General features: G+C 66.5%; 17 protein-coding genes. 9 read left to right on the top strand and 8 right to left on the bottom strand.

Annotation, left to right across the window (positions count from 1 at the left end):
* Positions 1-119 precede the first annotated feature (119 nt).
* A complete protein-coding gene (locus HAP40_RS30615; RefSeq protein WP_166814245.1) occupies positions 120-758 on the bottom strand; it encodes a glutaminyl-peptide cyclotransferase in 639 nt (212 codons plus the stop codon).
* Between the two features lie 36 nt (positions 759-794).
* Positions 795-2,015, bottom strand: a complete 1,221-nt coding sequence (locus tag HAP40_RS30610) for a helix-turn-helix domain-containing protein (RefSeq protein WP_166814247.1) — start codon at positions 2,013-2,015, stop codon at positions 795-797.
* A gap of 153 nt (positions 2,016-2,168) precedes the next feature.
* Between HAP40_RS30610 and HAP40_RS30605 the strand changes: the two genes are divergently transcribed.
* Positions 2,169-2,960, top strand: a complete 792-nt coding sequence (locus HAP40_RS30605; RefSeq protein ID WP_208024867.1) for a DUF899 domain-containing protein — start codon at positions 2,169-2,171, stop codon at positions 2,958-2,960.
* Entirely contained in the window at positions 2,957-3,220 is a 264-nt protein-coding gene (locus tag HAP40_RS30600) for a hypothetical protein (protein ID WP_166814249.1), read from the top strand. The genes HAP40_RS30605 and HAP40_RS30600 overlap by 4 nt, the downstream gene beginning before the upstream one ends.
* A 40-nt stretch (positions 3,221-3,260) precedes the next feature.
* On the opposite strand, the gene HAP40_RS30595 is transcribed toward HAP40_RS30600, so the two are convergent.
* Positions 3,261-3,683 carry a c-type cytochrome gene (locus HAP40_RS30595; protein ID WP_246741240.1) on the bottom strand — a complete coding sequence of 141 codons (423 nt, stop codon included), beginning with the start codon at positions 3,681-3,683 and terminating at the stop codon, positions 3,261-3,263.
* A gap of 111 nt (positions 3,684-3,794) precedes the next feature.
* Positions 3,795-4,520 (bottom strand): L,D-transpeptidase, encoded by a 726-nt coding sequence (locus HAP40_RS30590; RefSeq protein WP_166814253.1) that lies wholly within the window; start codon positions 4,518-4,520, stop codon positions 3,795-3,797.
* Between the two features lie 275 nt (positions 4,521-4,795).
* Here HAP40_RS30590 and HAP40_RS30585 point away from each other — a divergent pair, with 275 nt between their 5' ends.
* The 3 genes from HAP40_RS30585 to HAP40_RS30575 all read left to right on the top strand — a co-directional run bounded on the left by HAP40_RS30585 (position 4,796) and on the right by HAP40_RS30575 (position 7,370).
* Positions 4,796-5,848, top strand: a complete 1,053-nt coding sequence (locus HAP40_RS30585; RefSeq protein ID WP_166814255.1) for a glycosyltransferase family 4 protein — start codon at positions 4,796-4,798, stop codon at positions 5,846-5,848.
* A 35-nt stretch (positions 5,849-5,883) separates the two neighbouring features.
* Positions 5,884-6,573 carry a class I SAM-dependent methyltransferase gene (locus tag HAP40_RS30580; protein WP_166814257.1) on the top strand — a complete coding sequence of 230 codons (690 nt, stop codon included), beginning with the start codon at positions 5,884-5,886 and terminating at the stop codon, positions 6,571-6,573.
* Between the two features lie 137 nt (positions 6,574-6,710).
* On the top strand, positions 6,711-7,370 hold the full coding sequence (locus HAP40_RS30575; RefSeq protein ID WP_166814259.1) for a hypothetical protein: 660 nt from the start codon (positions 6,711-6,713) through the stop codon (positions 7,368-7,370).
* A gap of 257 nt (positions 7,371-7,627) precedes the next feature.
* On the opposite strand, the gene HAP40_RS30570 is transcribed toward HAP40_RS30575, so the two are convergent.
* Complete coding sequence (locus tag HAP40_RS30570) at positions 7,628-9,292, bottom strand: aminotransferase class III-fold pyridoxal phosphate-dependent enzyme (protein ID WP_166814261.1); 1,665 nt, start codon at positions 9,290-9,292, stop codon at positions 7,628-7,630.
* Positions 9,293-9,327: 35 nt separating this feature from the next.
* On the opposite strand from HAP40_RS30570, the gene asd reads away from it, so the two are divergent.
* Both asd and HAP40_RS30560 read left to right on the top strand, forming a co-directional pair.
* Positions 9,328-10,191 (top strand): archaetidylserine decarboxylase, encoded by an 864-nt coding sequence (asd, locus tag HAP40_RS30565; RefSeq protein ID WP_166814263.1) that lies wholly within the window; start codon positions 9,328-9,330, stop codon positions 10,189-10,191.
* Positions 10,192-10,262: 71 nt separating this feature from the next.
* Positions 10,263-10,826 (top strand): NUDIX hydrolase, encoded by a 564-nt coding sequence (locus HAP40_RS30560; RefSeq protein WP_166814265.1) that lies wholly within the window; start codon positions 10,263-10,265, stop codon positions 10,824-10,826.
* Positions 10,827-10,936: 110 nt separating this feature from the next.
* Here HAP40_RS30560 and HAP40_RS30555 read toward each other — a convergent pair whose 3' ends face one another.
* From HAP40_RS30555 to HAP40_RS30545, 3 genes are all read right to left on the bottom strand, one after another.
* A complete protein-coding gene (locus tag HAP40_RS30555; protein WP_166819276.1) occupies positions 10,937-12,349 on the bottom strand; it encodes a FecR family protein in 1,413 nt (470 codons plus the stop codon).
* Between the two features lie 274 nt (positions 12,350-12,623).
* The gene (locus HAP40_RS30550) at positions 12,624-13,379 is read right to left on the bottom strand and encodes a DUF2147 domain-containing protein (protein WP_166814267.1); all 756 of its coding nucleotides are present in this window, start codon (positions 13,377-13,379) and stop codon (positions 12,624-12,626) included.
* Between the two features lie 267 nt (positions 13,380-13,646).
* Entirely contained in the window at positions 13,647-13,967 is a 321-nt protein-coding gene (locus HAP40_RS30545; RefSeq protein ID WP_246741241.1) for a hypothetical protein, read from the bottom strand.
* A 200-nt stretch (positions 13,968-14,167) separates the two neighbouring features.
* Between HAP40_RS30545 and HAP40_RS30540 the strand changes: the two genes are divergently transcribed.
* Positions 14,168-14,443, top strand: a complete 276-nt coding sequence (locus tag HAP40_RS30540) for a DUF2147 domain-containing protein (protein ID WP_246741242.1) — start codon at positions 14,168-14,170, stop codon at positions 14,441-14,443.
* Between the two features lie 468 nt (positions 14,444-14,911).
* Positions 14,912-16,126: an extensin family protein gene (locus HAP40_RS30535; RefSeq protein ID WP_166814269.1), complete on the top strand. Its 1,215-nt coding sequence runs from the start codon at positions 14,912-14,914 to the stop codon at positions 16,124-16,126.
* Positions 16,127-16,166 lie beyond the last annotated feature (40 nt).

Here is a 16,166-nt window from a genome sequence, read left to right as displayed (position 1 = left end):
GACGGGGATTTTACAGGGCGGGCGAGGAGGGCGCTAGAGCGCACCGATGGGGTGGAATTGGGGCGAACAGGTTAACGACTGCGAACGCGCCGTTGCCGCGTTCAAGCCGTCATTGGCAATCAGCTGCGCCGGGGACGGCGGACGGCTCTCACGTTGCCGCGATCGCCGCCACCGCAGAAGAACCGGTCGCCGCCGTCGGACTCCAGCCCCGAAACCCCCGTCCCGGCCGGCAGGTCGAGCTGCTCGAGCACCTTGCCCGTCTCAGGGTCGATCCGTCGCAGGTCGCTTTCTTCGTTCTCCCAGGTGCCGTGCCAGAGCTCGCCGTCGACCCAGGTCACGCCGGTGACGAAGCGCTTGCTCTCGATGGTGCGGAGGACCTTGCCGGTTTCGGGATCGACCTGATGGATCTTGCGCTCGCGGTACTGGCCGACCCAGAGCGAGCCCTCGGCCCAGGCCAATCCGGAATCCCCGCCGCCGCCGGGCGAAGGGATCGTGCCGAGCACCTTGCCGGTGGCGGCGTCGATCTTCTGGATACGGTCCTCGGCGATCTGGAACAGGTGCCGGCCATCGAACGCCGTTCCCGCATGCGCGGCGACATCGATGGAGCGCGCAATCTTGCCGTCGTCCGGATCGACGGCGTTCAACTTGTCGCCGGATGCGAACCAGACATGCCTGCCGTCATAGGTGACGCCATGCACGGCTTCGACGCCCGCAAAGGGCCCGTACTCCCTGACGATCTCGGCAGCCGAACGTTTCATGTGCGCGATCCCTCGTGGATGTGAACTGACCTCACCCTACGTCTTGAGGAGCGGCGTGGGGAGTAACAAGCCTGTCGGGAAACCCGGGACGGGCGGCGCCATCCAGCGCCGCGCGCGGCCGTGTCCGAACGACTGTACCTTGTTCGAGCGCGCCAGCTCGTCGAGCGCTCGCTGCACCGTCCGCGCGCTCGTGCGAAGTGCCAGCGCGAGCGCCGAGCTCGACCACGGCTCGCCATCGCAGAGCAGGGCGAGGACGGTGGCGTGCTTCTCCTCGACCGGCCGCGCCAGCACGAGAACCTCCCGCGTCTTGCGCGGTGTCAGCGCAAAACCCTGCTTCGTCGCATTGACATCCGCTAGCGGCCTGAGCTTGGCGCGGAGCCGTCCGATCTCGACCCGGAGCCGGGCACGATGCGATTCATCGGCATGCCTGGCGTGAAACGCGGCGGCCATCAGCGCCTCGCGCGACACGTCCGCGGGCCAGGCCTGCGCCAGCTGGCGGGCAAGCGCGAACAGCACCGGCCGCGTTCCGAGCGACACGACGACGCCTTGCCTGCGAATGGTGTGGTGGAAGGTGTCGACCACAAGTGCCTTGGACGTCGCCAGCGCTTCGATCTCGCCCAGCAGCAGCGGATGCTCCCTGCCGCGGGCGATCAGGCGCGCCGCGGGCGTGTCGAGCACGAGGTTTGCACCTTCGACCTCCGCCGCGAGCGCCGGAATGCCGGCGAGGCGCACTGCATGTGCCGCGCGGTCGAGCGCGGCGCGTGCATCCTTCGTCCTGAGCCGCCTGATGGCGATGCCGGCGCCCACGAGCTCGCGGACGACCTGCGAGGCCGCCGGAAGCGGAGAGGTGATGAGCCCGGCCAATGCATGTTCGGCTTCGTCGAGACGTCCGAGCAGGAGCAGACGGCGCGCCTCGATGTGGCCGGCATGGGCGGCATTGGCGAGATCGCCGTGCTTGTCGAGCGTCGCGCGGGCCGCCGCGAGCGCTTTCACCGGCCAGCTCAGATCGCGCGAGACGAGCGCGATCTCCGCCTCGGCCACGATGCATCTTGCGCGCGCCACCGCCTCTCTCGGGCCGAACGCGCGCGCGGCGCTGCGCAGCAGCGACTTCGCCTTCGCGAGATCGCCGAGCTGTGCCATCGCGATGCCGCGCAGCGCCAGCGAGGGGGCGTCGTTGCGCAGCGCAACGCGGTTCAGCGCGCCGAGCGGATCGCCGGCCTCGAGCGCGCGCGCAGCGGCCGTGATCAGCGATTCCATGTCAATCCCGCCACACTTGTTACTCCCACCGCGCAACCGCACGATGCCAGAAACCGTTGACGGCCGACGACGTGCGGTGAGGGGCGGTTGGTTCCGCCTCCGTCATCGCGCGGCGCGGAATGACGGCCGAAGCAGGAAATGAGGAGAGCCATCATGACATCAGTTCAAAACGCCGGGACGAACGGACAGCACGCCATGCAGACGCCGCCGGTGGTGTCGCCGCAGGACTGGGAGGCGGCCCGCCTGCAACTGCTGGTGAAGGAAAAAGCCCATACCCGTGCCCGCGATGCCCTGGCCGCCGAACGCCGGCGCATGCCGTGGATGGCGGTGGACAAAACCTATGCGTTCGAGGGCCCCGGCGGCAAGGTCAGTCTGGTCGACCTATTCCAGGGCCGGCGGCAATTGATCGTCTACCGCGCCTTCTTCGAGCCGGGCGTGTTCGGCTGGCCCGATCACGCCTGCCGCGGCTGCTCCATGGTCGCCGACCAGGTCGCCCATGTCGCGCATTTGAATGCCCGCGACACGACGCTGGTCTTCGCGTCGCGCGCGCCGCAGGCGGACATTGCGCGGCTGAAGCAGCGGATGGGCTGGACCATCCCATGGGTCACCGTCACCGACGGTTTTGACGCCGATTTCGGCGTGGACGAATGGCACGGGACGAACGTGTTCTACCGCGACGGCGATCGCATCTTCCGCACCTATTTCGTGAAGAGCCGCGGCGACGAGCAGATGGGCGGCACCTGGAACTATCTCGACATCACGCCGCTCGGCCGGCAGGAGGTCTGGGAGGACTCTCCAAAGGGCTATCCGCAGACGCCGACCTACAAATGGTGGAACTGGCACGACAGCTACAGCGACGGCGCGGCGCCGGACAAGAAGTGGGTCGAGATCTCGGACGCCGGCGAGAAGGCATTTCGCGAGGAGGCTGCGGGAGAGAGGAAATGACGTCTCCCGTCAGCGCGGCCGCCGGCGTCAACCGCGACGGCGTCGTGGTCGCGCGTCACCTCGCCAGATGGCTCGGGCTGGCGGCCACGCCGACCTTCGCGATCATGGCCGTGGCGACGGCCGTGCTCGGCGACGGAGCGGCAGAGATGCTGTGCGCCGCCGGGCATGGCTCTCTGCTCGGCGGGATGGTGCCGATGTATCTGCTGATGAGCGCGTTTCATTCGGCGGCGTGGTTGCGGCTGATCGCGGAGCGGCGGTGAGATGGCCGGAAAGCTCGGCTCCGCCTTCTAAGGCGGGCCGTCACTGCTGTCCGCCCGCCGCCTTCAAATACGCAAACACCTTGCCCGCTTCCTCCGCCGAGATGCCGCCATAGGGCTGCATCTTGTGGCCGGACACGACCTCGTCGGGCTTGACCATGAAACGGGTGAGCTTGTCCTGGTCCCAGACCAGGCCGGCGTCCTTCATCGACGGCGAGTAGTTGTAATTCGGCAGCGCGCCGGCCTTGCGGCCGACGATCTTGTTGAGGTTGGGACCGAGCCGATTGTCGCCCTCCTTCATGGAGTGGCAGGTGCGGCAGGAATTGTTGAAAGCCTGGTGGCCGGCCTCGTCGCTCGCCGGCTGCTGCGCGAGCGAAGAGGGCGCAGACAACAGCAGCGCCAGGGCTGCGGCGCACGCGATCGCCGGCAGCCATGGGCTTGGCGAGGATTGCAGGCCTGATTGCATGTGCGCCTCCATCTGGGACCGCGCCGCAGCAAGCGCGCGCCGGCATGTCGAGGGCAAACGAAAGCGGCCCCGGTGGGTTCCGGGGCCGTTCGCGTCACGATGTCCTGCTGCCTAGCGCGTGGCGCTGCCGAGTTCCGCCCTGCGCTCCGTCATCGGCAGCACCACGACCTTGGTGCCGACATTGACGCGGGCGTAGAGATCGGTGACGTCCTGATTGGTCATGCGGATGCAGCCGGAGGAGACGCGCTTGCCGATGGTCTCGGGCGCATTGGTGCCGTGGATGCGGTAGATGGTGCCGCCGAGATACATGGCGCGGGCGCCGAGCGGATTGCCGGGGCCGCCGGCCATGTGGCGCGGCAGATAGGGCTGGCGGGCGATCATCTCCGGCGGCGGAGTCCAGGCCGGCCACTCGGCCTTGCGGCTCACCGACTGGATGCCGGACCAGGTGAAGCCGTCGCGGCCGACGCCGATGCCGTAGCGCAGCGCCTGGCCGTTACCGAGCACGTAATAGAGATAAGTGTTGGGCGTATCGATGATGATGGTGCCCGGCGCTTCGCGCGTCGCGTAGGAAACGGTCTGGCGGCGGAAGCGGGCCGGCAACTCGACCGCGTCCTGATCTTCGGACGGCGCAGCCTGATAGGGCGTCGGCTGATGCGGCTGATACTGCTGATATGGCTCGAACGGCTGGGGCGCGGCCATCGGCGGCAGCGGCTGGAAGAACGGGAAGATCTGCACCGGCGCGGCGTTGGCTGCACCCGCGAACGCGATTGCGGAGATCGTCACTGCACCGAACGCAACGGCGCGCGAATAGGTCTTGAAGCTGTCCAGATTGAACATTTGATCGCCCCTGTTTGCTCGGTGTTGTTGATCACCGCGGCACCGTTGCGGTGCTCCGTTGCGTAAAATGATTAACGGCAAAACGTTTCGGGACATTTGCGCGGAAAACCGAAAACGGTTTCGTCGCGGCAAGAATTGTTTCATGACAGTTTCGTGGCCACGCCGGGCCGTTAACGAACAAAACAGTCCGCCGACACTTCTATGACGTCACACGCCTGAAATATCCTTCGTTGATGGTCGATGCCTGAGAATCATCAAACTCTCGGGACTTTCCCATGCGGGTATTAATCGCGACTGACGCCTGGCATCCGCAGGTCAACGGCGTGGTTCGGACGCTGACCTCGCTGTCGAATGCGGCCAAGGCCCTCGACGTCGAGATCGACTTCCTGACCCCGGACGGTTTTCGGTCGTGGCCGCTGCCGACCTATCCGGGCCTGCGGTTCGCGCTGCCTTCGGCTAAGGAGATCGCGCGGCGGATCGAAATGGCCGCCCCCGAAGCGCTGCACATCGCGACGGAAGGCCCGATCGGCTGGGCCGCGCGAGCCTATTGCCGCCGCAACCGTCTCGCCTTCACCACCTCGTATACAACGCGCTTTCCCGAATATGTCTCGGTGCGGACCGGCATTCCCACGAGCGTCGGCTATGCGGTGCTGCGTCACTTCCACGACGCCGCCGCGATGACCATGGTGGCGACGCCGTCGCTGCGGCAGGAGCTGTCCGAGCGCGGCTTCAAGCGGCTGGGCTTCTGGACACGGGGCGTCAACACCGAGCTGTTCCATCCCGACGCTCCGGCTCGGCTCGACCTGCCGCGCCCGATCTTCATGACGATGGGCCGCGTGGCGGTGGAGAAGAACCTCGAAGCATTTCTCTCGCTCGACCTGCCGGGGACCAAGGTCGTCGTCGGCGACGGTCCGCAGAAGGCGGCACTCGAAAAGAAATATCCCGATGCCGTCTTCCTCGGCGAGAAGAAGGGGGCGGACCTCACCGCGCATCTCGCCGCGGCCGACGTCTTCGTGTTTCCGAGCCTGACCGATACGTTCGGCGTGGTGCAGCTCGAGGCGCTCGCCTGCGGCACGCCGGTTGCGGCATTTCCGGTGACCGGTCCAAAGGACGTCATCGCCGATCATCCGATCGGCGCGATCGACCAGGATCTGCGCACCGCATGCCTGCGCGCGCTCACCATGTCGCGCGAGACCTGTCGCAACTTCGCGCTGGAGCGCTCCTGGGAGAACAGCGCGCGCCAGTTCGTCGGCAATCTCACCTCACTTCAGCCCAGCCGTGCCTTGCGCGCCTCGCCTCGCCTGGCGCGGCGGCCGGTGCGCGGTTGATTCCCAAGATTAGAACCACAGCGAGAACCTCATCGATGGCTAAGATCATGAACTTCGACGGCACTCAGCAGCTCGACCTCACCCGTGGCACGGTCGAGCAGGCCTATGACCGCTGGGCGCCCGTCTACGATCTCGTGTTCGGCGGCGTGTTCGCCAAGGGCCGTCAGGCGGCGATCGCAGCCACCAACAAGATCGGCGGCCGCGTGCTCGAGGTCGGCGTCGGCACCGGCATCTCGCTGCCGCTCTATGCGCCGAACCTGCGCATCTTCGGCACCGACATCTCGGAAGCGATGCTGGACAAGGCGCGCCGCCGCGTGACGGAGCAGAAGCTGAAGAACGTCGAGGGCCTCGCGGTGATGGACGCCGAGAAGCTCGAATTCTCCGACAATTCCTTCGACGTCGTGATGGCGCAATATGTCGTGACGGCCGTGCCGAACCCGGAGAAGGCGCTCGACGAATTCGCCCGCGTGCTGCGCGCCGGCGGCGAGCTGATCATCCTCACCCGCGTCAGCGCCGATACCGGCATGCGCCGCTTCATCGAGCAGAAGCTCCAGCCGGTGGTGCGTCCGCTCGGCTTCCGCACCGCCGAGTTCGCCTGGTCACGCTATGCGAAATGGCTGGCCGGCGCCAACGGCATCGAGCTCGCGGAGCGCCGCCTGATCCCGCCGCTCGGGCACTTCTCGCTGGTGCGCTTCCGCAAGATCGACGTCGCCAAGGCGGCTTGAGAAGAAGGCGGCTTGAGCTTACGCGTCTGTGTGCGTCATCGCGCCGCTGCGCATCGTCACATGACAAAATGATGATGTCACACGGCCTACATCGAATCCCTGTAAATCCTGAACCCGAAAGCATTTTGGGGGAGAGCATGATCAAGAATTATCTCGAGCAGCTGCGGATCCAGCGCTGGGACGACCATCGCTACTATCACCACAGCCGCATCAATCAGAGCCTGCACTTCGTCAGCGCGCTGAGCTTCCTCTTCGCTTATGTCTGGCTGTTCATCGATCCCGTGGTTTCCGCGCTGGTCGGCTGGCTGGTCTCGATGACCTCGCGCCAGGCCGGTCATTTCTTCTTCGAGCCGCACACATACGACCACATCAACCAGGCGACGCACGAGTACAAGGAAGAGATCAAGGTCGGCTACAACCTTCAGCGCAAGGTGGTGCTGATGGCGATCTGGGCGGCATCGCCGCTGGTGCTGTTCGCTGATCCGACCTTGTTCGGCCTCTTCACGCCCTGGGCCAGCGCGACCGATTTCATGCGGCAGGTCGCCAAAATCTGGCTCGTGGTCGGCGGCGGCGGTCTCTTGTTCCGCACCGTGCACCTGTTCTTCATCCGCGACGTCGAGACCGGCCTCGTCTGGATGACCAAGATCCTGACCGACCCCTTCCACGACCTGATGCTCTATCGCAAGGCCCCGCTCGCGCTGATGCGCGGCGAACTGATGGACCCGGGCCTGCATCTCAACCCCGAGCACACGCTGGGTCTCGTCGGCGAGTCCACGCTCGAAGAGCAGCACGCCTGAGCGCGCCGTTCTTACCAAGCACTCCGATGTCTGATGGTTACGTCATGCCCGGCCTTGTGCCGGGCATCCACGTCTTGGGGGCTGGGCCTCGCCCCGCGTGCGGGGGAGTTCGAGCGGGCGCTGCCACAGGCACGGTCATTCCGGGATGGTCCGAAGGACCGGGCCCGGAATCTCGAGTTTTTCAGGTGCGCAAGGGCGCGCCGGAGTTCGGCTCTTCGAGCCGCCCCGGAATGACGGTGGTTGGGGAAGAGAGAGCCTCAGCGTCCGAAGCGCTTGGCCAGCATCTCTTTCAGGATCTGCCGCTTGATGTTCTTGTTGGAGAGCATGCCGTCGTGCCACCAGAAGCCATCGGCCTTCATCTGCTGGGCGGCGCGGACGAAGCGTTCGGCGACCTCGGTGAAGTCGGCGTCGGTGTAATTGAGGCTGAAGATCAGCCGACCGGTGCCGACCCAGCTCAGCGCCAGGCCCTCGGCGCGCAGGTAATATTGCAGCATCCAATTGTAGCGGGACGGGGTGGTGTATTTCACCGTCCAGATCGACGAGAAGTTCGCGAACCGCACCGGCAGGCCGGCATCGGTCATCATTTGGTTGAGCTTCTGGACGCGGCTGTTCCAGGTCTCGTCGAGGCCGTCATAGACCGCGCGAAAATTGGGGCTGGCGAGGCGGCTCAGGAACTCGTCCATCGCCGTCATGACATAAGGATGCGAGTTGAAGGTGCCGCGGGCGAAGCAGATGTCGGCGGGACGATCGTCGCGGAAGCGGCGCATCAGCTCGCGTTTGCCGCAGACCACGCCGACCGGCAGGCCGCCGGCGAGGCTCTTGCCGTAGGTCACCATGTCGGCGCGCACGCCGAAATAGTCCTGGGCGCCGCCGGCGGCGAGACGGAAGCCGACGAACACCTCGTCGAAGATCAGCACGATGCCGCGCTGGTCGCAGACCTCACGCAGCTTCTTGAGCCAATCGGTGTAGGCCGCGCGGTCAAAGTTGCCGCCGCGGGAGGAATCGACCAGCGAGGAATCGCCGGGCGCGTTGGCGTTCGGATGCAACCCTTGCAGCGGGTTGACCAGCACGCAGGCGATGTCCGTGCGCGTCTTCAGGACGTGCAGCGTCTTCTCCGACATCTCGGCGAGGGTGTAGGTCTCGTGCGCGGTGATCGGGTTGCCGACGCCGGGCTGCACGTCGCCCCACCAGCCGTGATAGGCGCCGGCGAAGCGGACGAGGTGCGTGCGCTTGGTGTGATAGCGCGCGAGCCGCACCGCCTGCATCACGGCTTCGGTGCCGGACATGTGGAAGGAGACCTCGTCGAGACCCGAGATCTGGCGGAGCCGCGCCACGTTGTCGAGGATGACGGGATGGTAGGGACCGAGCACCGGGCCGAGCGCATGCGCCCGCTTCTCGGCGCCCTCGATGCATTCCTTGTAGAAGTCGTTGCCGAAGATGTTGACGCCGTAGGATCCGGTGAGGTCGTAGGAGGTGTTGCCGTCGACATCCGTGACGGTGACGCCGCTGGACGATTCCATGAAGGTCGAGGTGCCCAGATGCTCGCGGACGAGGCGCGAGAACTGGAAGGGCACACGGTAGCTCTCGGTGAAGTTCAGGTCGGAGATATTCTCCGCCGCCTCCTTCGTCATCGCGCGGCCCTTGGGGTAACGATCGGCGTAGACGCGCGCGAGGCGGAAGAAGGCGTCCTTGCGCTGCATCACCACGTTGTCGGGCGCGCCGTCGCAGCCGAAATATTTGTCACCCTCGAACTCGTAGAACGGGAGCAGCTTTGCCACCCGGCGCGACATCTTGGAGTGCCCGGCAAGCGAACGGTGCTTGGCGCGGGAGAGTTCTACCCGCGCCTTGATCTTCGGGAAGACGGCGGCAGCAGACGCTGCGGCGGCCACGGACATCGAGAGAATCGGGAGTGTCGTTTCCATGACAACAAGCGCTAACCCTGCGAGCTGACAGATTCATGACAGTCAAAGCCCTCATCGCCTCTTTCACCCAGCAGGAAGACCTCAACTTCCTGTTGACCAACCGCATCCCCCGCGCGGCGCTGACCCGCTTCATGGGCTGGTTCTCCAAGATCGAGAATCCGCTGGTGCGGGACTTCTCGATCGCGCTGTGGAAACTGTTCTCCGACCTCGATCTGTCGGAGGCGCGCAAGACGCATTTCAGGAGCCTGCACGACTGCTTCACCCGGGAGCTCAAGCCGGGCCTGCGCCCCTTTGATCCCGACCCTTCCATTGTCGCCAGCCCGTCCGACGGCATCGTCGGGGCCCATGGGAAGATCGCCGACACCGAGCTGTTCCAGGTCAAGGGCGCGCCTTACTCGCTGCTCGACTTGCTCGGTGATTCAGCTTTGGTCGACCAGCACCGCAACGGCTCCTTCGTCACGCTGCGGCTGACGTCGAGCATGTACCATCGCTTCCATGCGCCCTGTGACGCGCATATCGAGCGGGTCACGCTGATCCATGGCGACGTCTGGAACGTCAACCCGATCGCGCTCAAGCGCGTCGAGCGGCTGTTCTGCAAGAACGAGCGCGCCGTGATCCGCACGCATCTGTCGACCGGCGAGGCCGTGACGCTGGTGCCGGTTGCCGCGATCCTAGTGGCGAGCATCCGTCTGCACTTCCTCGACATGGTGCTGAACGCGCAAACCCGCGGTCCCGTCAATTTCCCCTGCGACGTCAACGTGACCAAGGGCGAGGAGCTCGGCTGGTTCGAGCACGGCTCGACCATCATCATCCTGGCGCCCGGCGATTTCGCGTTCTGCGACGGCATTGGCGAAGGCACTCGCATTCGCGCAGGTCAAGCGCTGTTGAAGAGAAGGTAGCCTTTAATCCGCCGCGCCCGCCGCCTATATCGTCCGCGGAAGCGATTCGGCGACACGACGGGTAATGAGTGATGGCGCGGGCGCCGGTACTTGCGGCGGGGGGTATTGTGTTGCGGCGAGGTGCGCCGCCGCTGGTTGCAGTGGTGCGTCAGCGCAAGCGCAATGAATGGGTCCTGCCCAAGGGCAAGCTCGACAATGGCGAGACGCCGAAGGAGGCCGCGCACCGCGAAGTGCTGGAGGAGACCGGCCACGATGTCGCCATCCACGAATTTCTGGGCACGCTGGTCTATCAGTCGGGCGGGCGCACCAAGGCCGTGCATTTCTGGCGCATGGAGGCCGATGGCGGCCCCGTCCGCAAGCTGATGGACGACATCAAGGCGGTGGACTGGCTGACGCTGGACGATGCCATCGCACGGCTGTCGCGCGAGTATGAGCGCGCGTTTCTCACGCAAATTGGGCCGATCGCGCTCGCGGCTGCGGGGCTGGTGCCTGCAGCCACTCCCGAGCCGCCGCCGGCGGCTGACGACCTCGATGCGGCCTTGCAGACGCTGACGCCGGCTGAAGCCGCCTCGGTCGACGAATTGCGGCATGGCCTGTTGCAGAAGGTGCGGGCCTGGCTGCGCGGCGAGGCGTGAGGTCTCGTTGCGTCGGGCGACTTGCGATTGAAGTTGCATGCGCGAGTCAATGCGGTTGAGATCGCACCAGGGCTGCACTCACGCGATCCTCATGGTGGGGAGCGGCACCGTCACCGACGCTCCTTGTCCCTCGAAGCAGGCGCGGGCTTGCGTGGCGCCGCAGGACGTTGTGCGCTGGGAAGCCGCTGCTGGAAACCGCCTTGGCGCTGGATGCCGCCTGGCTGCTGGGCCGCGGGCGGCTGTGTCGGCTGGCCGGGCTGGAATCCCGTCTGCGGCCCCTGTGGCTGCTGTATGCCACCGGGCTGCATGCCTTGTCCGATGCGTGGCGCACCTTGCGGCCGACCGGCGCCTTGCTGTCGGCCCTGACGTTGCGGCCCCTGGTGTTGCTCGCCTTGCCGCTGCTGTTCCTGGCCCGCGCGCCGGCCACCCGGCTGCACCGCGCCGCCTTTCTGTCCGCCTTGTTGTCCCTGGCCCTGCCGCTGCGGCGGCTGCGCGCCTTGCCGGTTCGGCGTATCCGGCTGCCGACCTGGACGGATGTTCTGGCCGGGCTGGCCGTTCGGCCGCTGCGGTTGCAGGCCTGGGGGCGTATTCGGCCGCAATGGCCGCTGCTGCGGTTGGCCCGGCCGCGGAATGCGGCTGAGCGCGCCCGGATTGGCGCGGCGGAAGTCCCGCTGCTCGGTGACGATCTGCCGGCCCGTGCTCTGCGCCAGATGCACCTGGCTGACGAAGCCGCGGTCGCGCGCGATCTGCTGCGCCGGAATCGCGATCGGCACTGCGGCAAAGCGCATGACGCCGCCGGCGCCTGCACCTGCACCCGGCCGGATCGCAAAGCCGCTGGACGCTTGCGTCAGCGCGCCGAGCCGCGTGCCGCTGCTGCGCTCGTCGACGTCGATATGCCCGACCCGGCCGTCGGCGTCGGGATAGAGCTTGATGTTGACGTTGCCGGTCCGGCTCGCCGCCGCACCTTCCGGCACGTCGACGACGCCGGTGGTGCCGCGGATGCCGAGCGTCGCGGTCGGCGTCGTGATCTTCATGTTGCCGGTCTTCGCCACCGCTGCGGCAACGAAGGCAACCGTGCCCTTGCCGACGTCGAAGATCGCGGCGTTCTGCTTGCCGCCGTCTTCATAGACGTAATTGTCGATGGTGATCCTGGCGCTGGCGGAGAGGTTGAACGTGGTCGCATCGTTGAAGGTGATGCCGAGCGAGGAGTTCGACGAGGTTTGGACGACGTCGTTGAGATAGATGTCGTCGCGCACGCGCAGCGGGTACGAGTTCTTGTCGCGGATCACGGTCGCAATCCCCGTCACGGTCGCGACGTTGCCAATCGGCTCGACGGCGGCGGGTTGTGCGTCAGGTGCGGGACTAGGCGACGCCGATGGCGTTGAGGAGGGGGCGGGCGTCGGCTGTGCTGGCGGCTGCGCCTGGGCAAGCTCCATCGTTTCGGATGCGAACGCCACGCTGCTGCCTGCCGGCGGCAGGGCCAGCAGGGCGAGCGCGAAGACGAAGCGGCGCCAGGCTACCAATGAAGTCAAGGGGAGGTCCCGGTGAGAAACGCGAGGCGAGAGCTGCGGATTTCAGCCGGGGACAGCTGAATGGTGGATGAACACCTGTCGCAAGGGCGGGGCGAACGTTCAAACGCCACTTCTTGGTTGCAGGGACGTGGCGCTCCATTCTTGTTCGTCATTCCGGGGCGCGACGAAGTCGCGAACCCGGAATGACGAAGTGCTAGCGCAAGCGTGTGGCTCGAGATCCCGGGTTCGATGCTGCGCATCGCCCCGGGATGACGCGCTCCGCGCGTCAGCTCACGCGCTTCCAGGTCTGACCGCCGCAGAACATGCCGCCGAAGGCGCAGCCTTGCACGCGCATCGCATTCGGGCCCTTCATCGCGATGGTCGAGTCGTAATTGCGGCCGGAGTTGGGATCGCGAATGCGGCCGCTCCACTTCGAGCCCTCGGGCTTCATGTTGATCAGGACGCGCTCGTTGGTCTTCTCGGCGTAACCGCAGAGATTGGCACCGCACTGCTCGACCCGGACGTTGCCCTTGTTCTCTTCGGTCGCCCACACGCCGATCGGCGAGTTCGCAGCCGCAACGGGCGCGGCGGCAACCGGAGCCGGGGCCGGCGCGGGAGCAGCAGCAACGGGAGCAGGCGCGGCGACGGGTGCGGGCTGCGTGTTGTCGAAGCTGGCGGACGGGGCGGGAGCCGAGGGCGCCGTCACCGCCGGCGCGGTCGCTTGCACCGGCGCCTGCGGCGCGGGCTGCTGCTGCACCGGAGCCGGTGCAGGCTGCGCCGTCGTGGCCGCCGGAGCCGGCGCGGGTTCGACGTCATCGTCCTTGGAGCCGCCGAGGCCCTTGAGGTTGATGTTGTTCAGCTTGATCGGCTTGTCCGACAGGCCCGGCGCGACGATGGTCACGCAATTGAGCGAGGCGCAGTTGCGCGGCGTCTCGATGCGGATCTGCTGGCCTTCGATCTGGAACGAGATCGTGTTGCCGGCGTGCGCGGCGGCGGTGGATGCGAGCAAGAGCGCGGTGGCGGCGATGGTGAGCTTGTTCATGACAACCTCCGAAATGGCCTGGTCCGGATCTGGACTGACGTCGCTGGTGGATGAAACGTGGCTCGACCCTACGCCGGAGCCGCCCTGCCTTCTGTGATAGACGTCACAACGGTCGCGGCCGCCTGCGTGAGCCCGCGCACATTCGGTCATCCTCCATCCGGATAATCTCGCAGCGACACGAGGAGGGGCGTCGATGAAGCGGCTGGTGACTTCGCTTGGGACATTGATCGCTCTGATGGCGATGGCGCCTGCAGCCGAGGCCGGCTCCTATTCCTTCTCGATCGGCGGCCACCGCTTCCACGTCGAAGCCCCGCGCAATTGCCGGTCGGCTTCCTGCGTCTCGGTATCCAGTCGCAGCCTCCGCCCGATGGAAGATCCCGGCACGGCACCGGCCTCGCAACGCCCGTCCGCGCCGGTCGTCCAGGCGCCGCGGCCGGTTTGTCCCGAGGCGCCGGTCCGGCCGCCACAAGCGACCGCGGCCGTGCCGCCACCGCCGCGGCCCGTCCTTGCCGCGACGACTTCGCAGCCCGTCGCGCCGCCGCCGGCGCCAAGATTGGAGATGGCAAGGCCTGAGACGCTGAGCCCCAATCCGCCGCGGGTTGATCTGCCGCGCACAGGTCCGGCGACGAATGTTGCGCTCGATCCATCGCGCTTGGAGCCGCCGGTCCTCGCTCCGAAGCAAGGCATGACGATCGCACAGCTCAGACGAGCCGGCCTCTACGCCACTCGGCGAATGGGAGAGCAACGGGGCCAACGGCACGGTTCGCATCGAGCGCTGCGGACCCGCATTGTGCGGTTACGTACTGACCGAGGCCTCAAACCGTGGCGAGAGCGTGCTCGTCAACATGAAGCCGAAATCACATGACGTCTGGGCCGGCAGCATCTACAGCCGCCTCAGCGGCAACACCTATCACGCGACGATGACGCTGAAGAGCTCCGGCAAGCTACACGTCGAAGCCTGCGCGATCGGCCATTTCTTTTGCTCCGGCAACGACTGGACGCGCGTCGAGGAGCAGCGGGGGCAGGTGATCACGACGTCGCGGCAATGGAGCGCGCGGTCGTAAGTGCGCGCGTTTTCCTCTCTCCCCTTGCGGGAGAGGGTGCCGAGCGAAGCTCGGCGGGTGAGGGGTCTCTCTCCGCGAGCAATCCTCTTGCATTTGAATTCGCTGAAGCAACCCCTCATCCGGCGCTTCGCGCCACCTTCTCCCGCAAGGGGAGAAGGAAGAAGGGGACCGCCTTCGATGCGTTTGATGCGCTTCTAGATCATGCCGAGCACGATGGCGCCGACGAAGGCGATGGCGAGGTACGCGGTGATAACGCTCAGTGTCCCGGCGAACGTCATGAGGTCGCTCCCGCTGTCGCGCCGCCCCGCGCGAGCGCTTTATGGTTAACAGAAAGTCGCTGCCCGAAAAAGTCAGCCTTCCTGCCGCTCGGAACTGGCAGCGCTTTAGCGCGCGCGAGCCGCCATGGTTAAGGGAAACTGAAATCGACATGTTGAAGAGTCTTTAAGTAAATTCACCGAACGTGCGTGCATGACGCGCGGAGTTCGTTTGTATCTCGTCGGCTCCATCGTCCTTGTTTCGCTAGCGGGTTGCGGGCGCGGCTTCTTCCAGGCCGAACGCGAACCATGGCGAGCCGAGGCGGAAGCGGCGTGCCTGAAATCGGGGGCGGTCAAGGAGGGTGCGGACATCGTCCGCATCGACCCGATTTCCGGCCCCGGCCAATGCGGCGCCGAATTTCCACTCAAGGTCGCCGCTATCGGCGAGGCCTCGAGCACCTATGGCTTTGCCGACGAGCCATTGCGTCCGCCCGGCAGCATCGGCAACCAGCCGCGCTGGCCGGTGACGCAGCCACGATCGAATTACCCGCAGGGCCAGAACTATCCGGCATCCTCCTATCCGCAACGGTCGAATTACCCCGAGAGCGCGTTACGCCAGCCGTCCGGCTATGGGGCCTCGTCGGGGCCGATGTCGCTGAACGCGCCCGGCGTGGCGCCGCAGGAAGACGAGATCGATCTGCCACCCGAGGGCACCGATGCCGCGGGCGCCTCGCGCTACATGAATGCACCGAGCTATCCGGCGCGGCCTGCAGGTCCGGCACCTTACTCGCAGGCGCCCGCGCAGCAGCCGCTGCCGCGTCTTGGCCCGGCGCAGGGCAATCCCGTCACCGCGGTCGGCCCCGTTGCGATCAAGCCGACCGCGACACTCGCCTGTCCGATCGTGTCCGAGCTCGACCGTTGGCTCGCCGATACCGTGCAGCCCTCGGCCATGCGCTGGTTCGGGGTGCGCGTCGCCGAGATCAAGCAGATCTCGGCCTATTCCTGCCGCGGCATGAACGGCAACTCGCGCGCCCACATTTCCGAGCACGCCTTCGGCAATGCGCTCGACATCTCCGCCTTCGTGCTGGCCGACGGCCGCCGCGTCACCGTGAAGGACGGCTGGCGCGGGGTGCCGGAGGAGCAGGGCTTCCTGCGCGACGTGCAGGCGGGTGCCTGCGCGCATTTCACGACCGTGCTCGCGCCGGGCTCCAACGTCTTTCACTACGATCACATCCACGTCGACCTGATGCGCCGCGCCAGCCGTCGCCTGATCTGCCAGCCGGCCGCCGCCTCCGGCGAGGCGGTCGCCGCGCGTGCGCAATCGCGCAGCCCCTATGCCAACGCGCGCGATGCCTCCGTCACCGGTTCGCTCGGTGCACGCAAGAGCGCCGCACACAAGCGCGACGAAGACGACTACGTCGACGAATAGGGGCGGCTGGCCTCCCTGGTAGCCCGGATGAGCGCAGCGA

Origin of the sequence: Bradyrhizobium sp. 1(2017) (genome assembly GCF_011602485.2) — a bacterium.
Lineage (GTDB): Bacteria > Pseudomonadota > Alphaproteobacteria > Rhizobiales > Xanthobacteraceae > Bradyrhizobium.
This window is presented reverse-complemented; position numbering and strand designations above follow the sequence as displayed.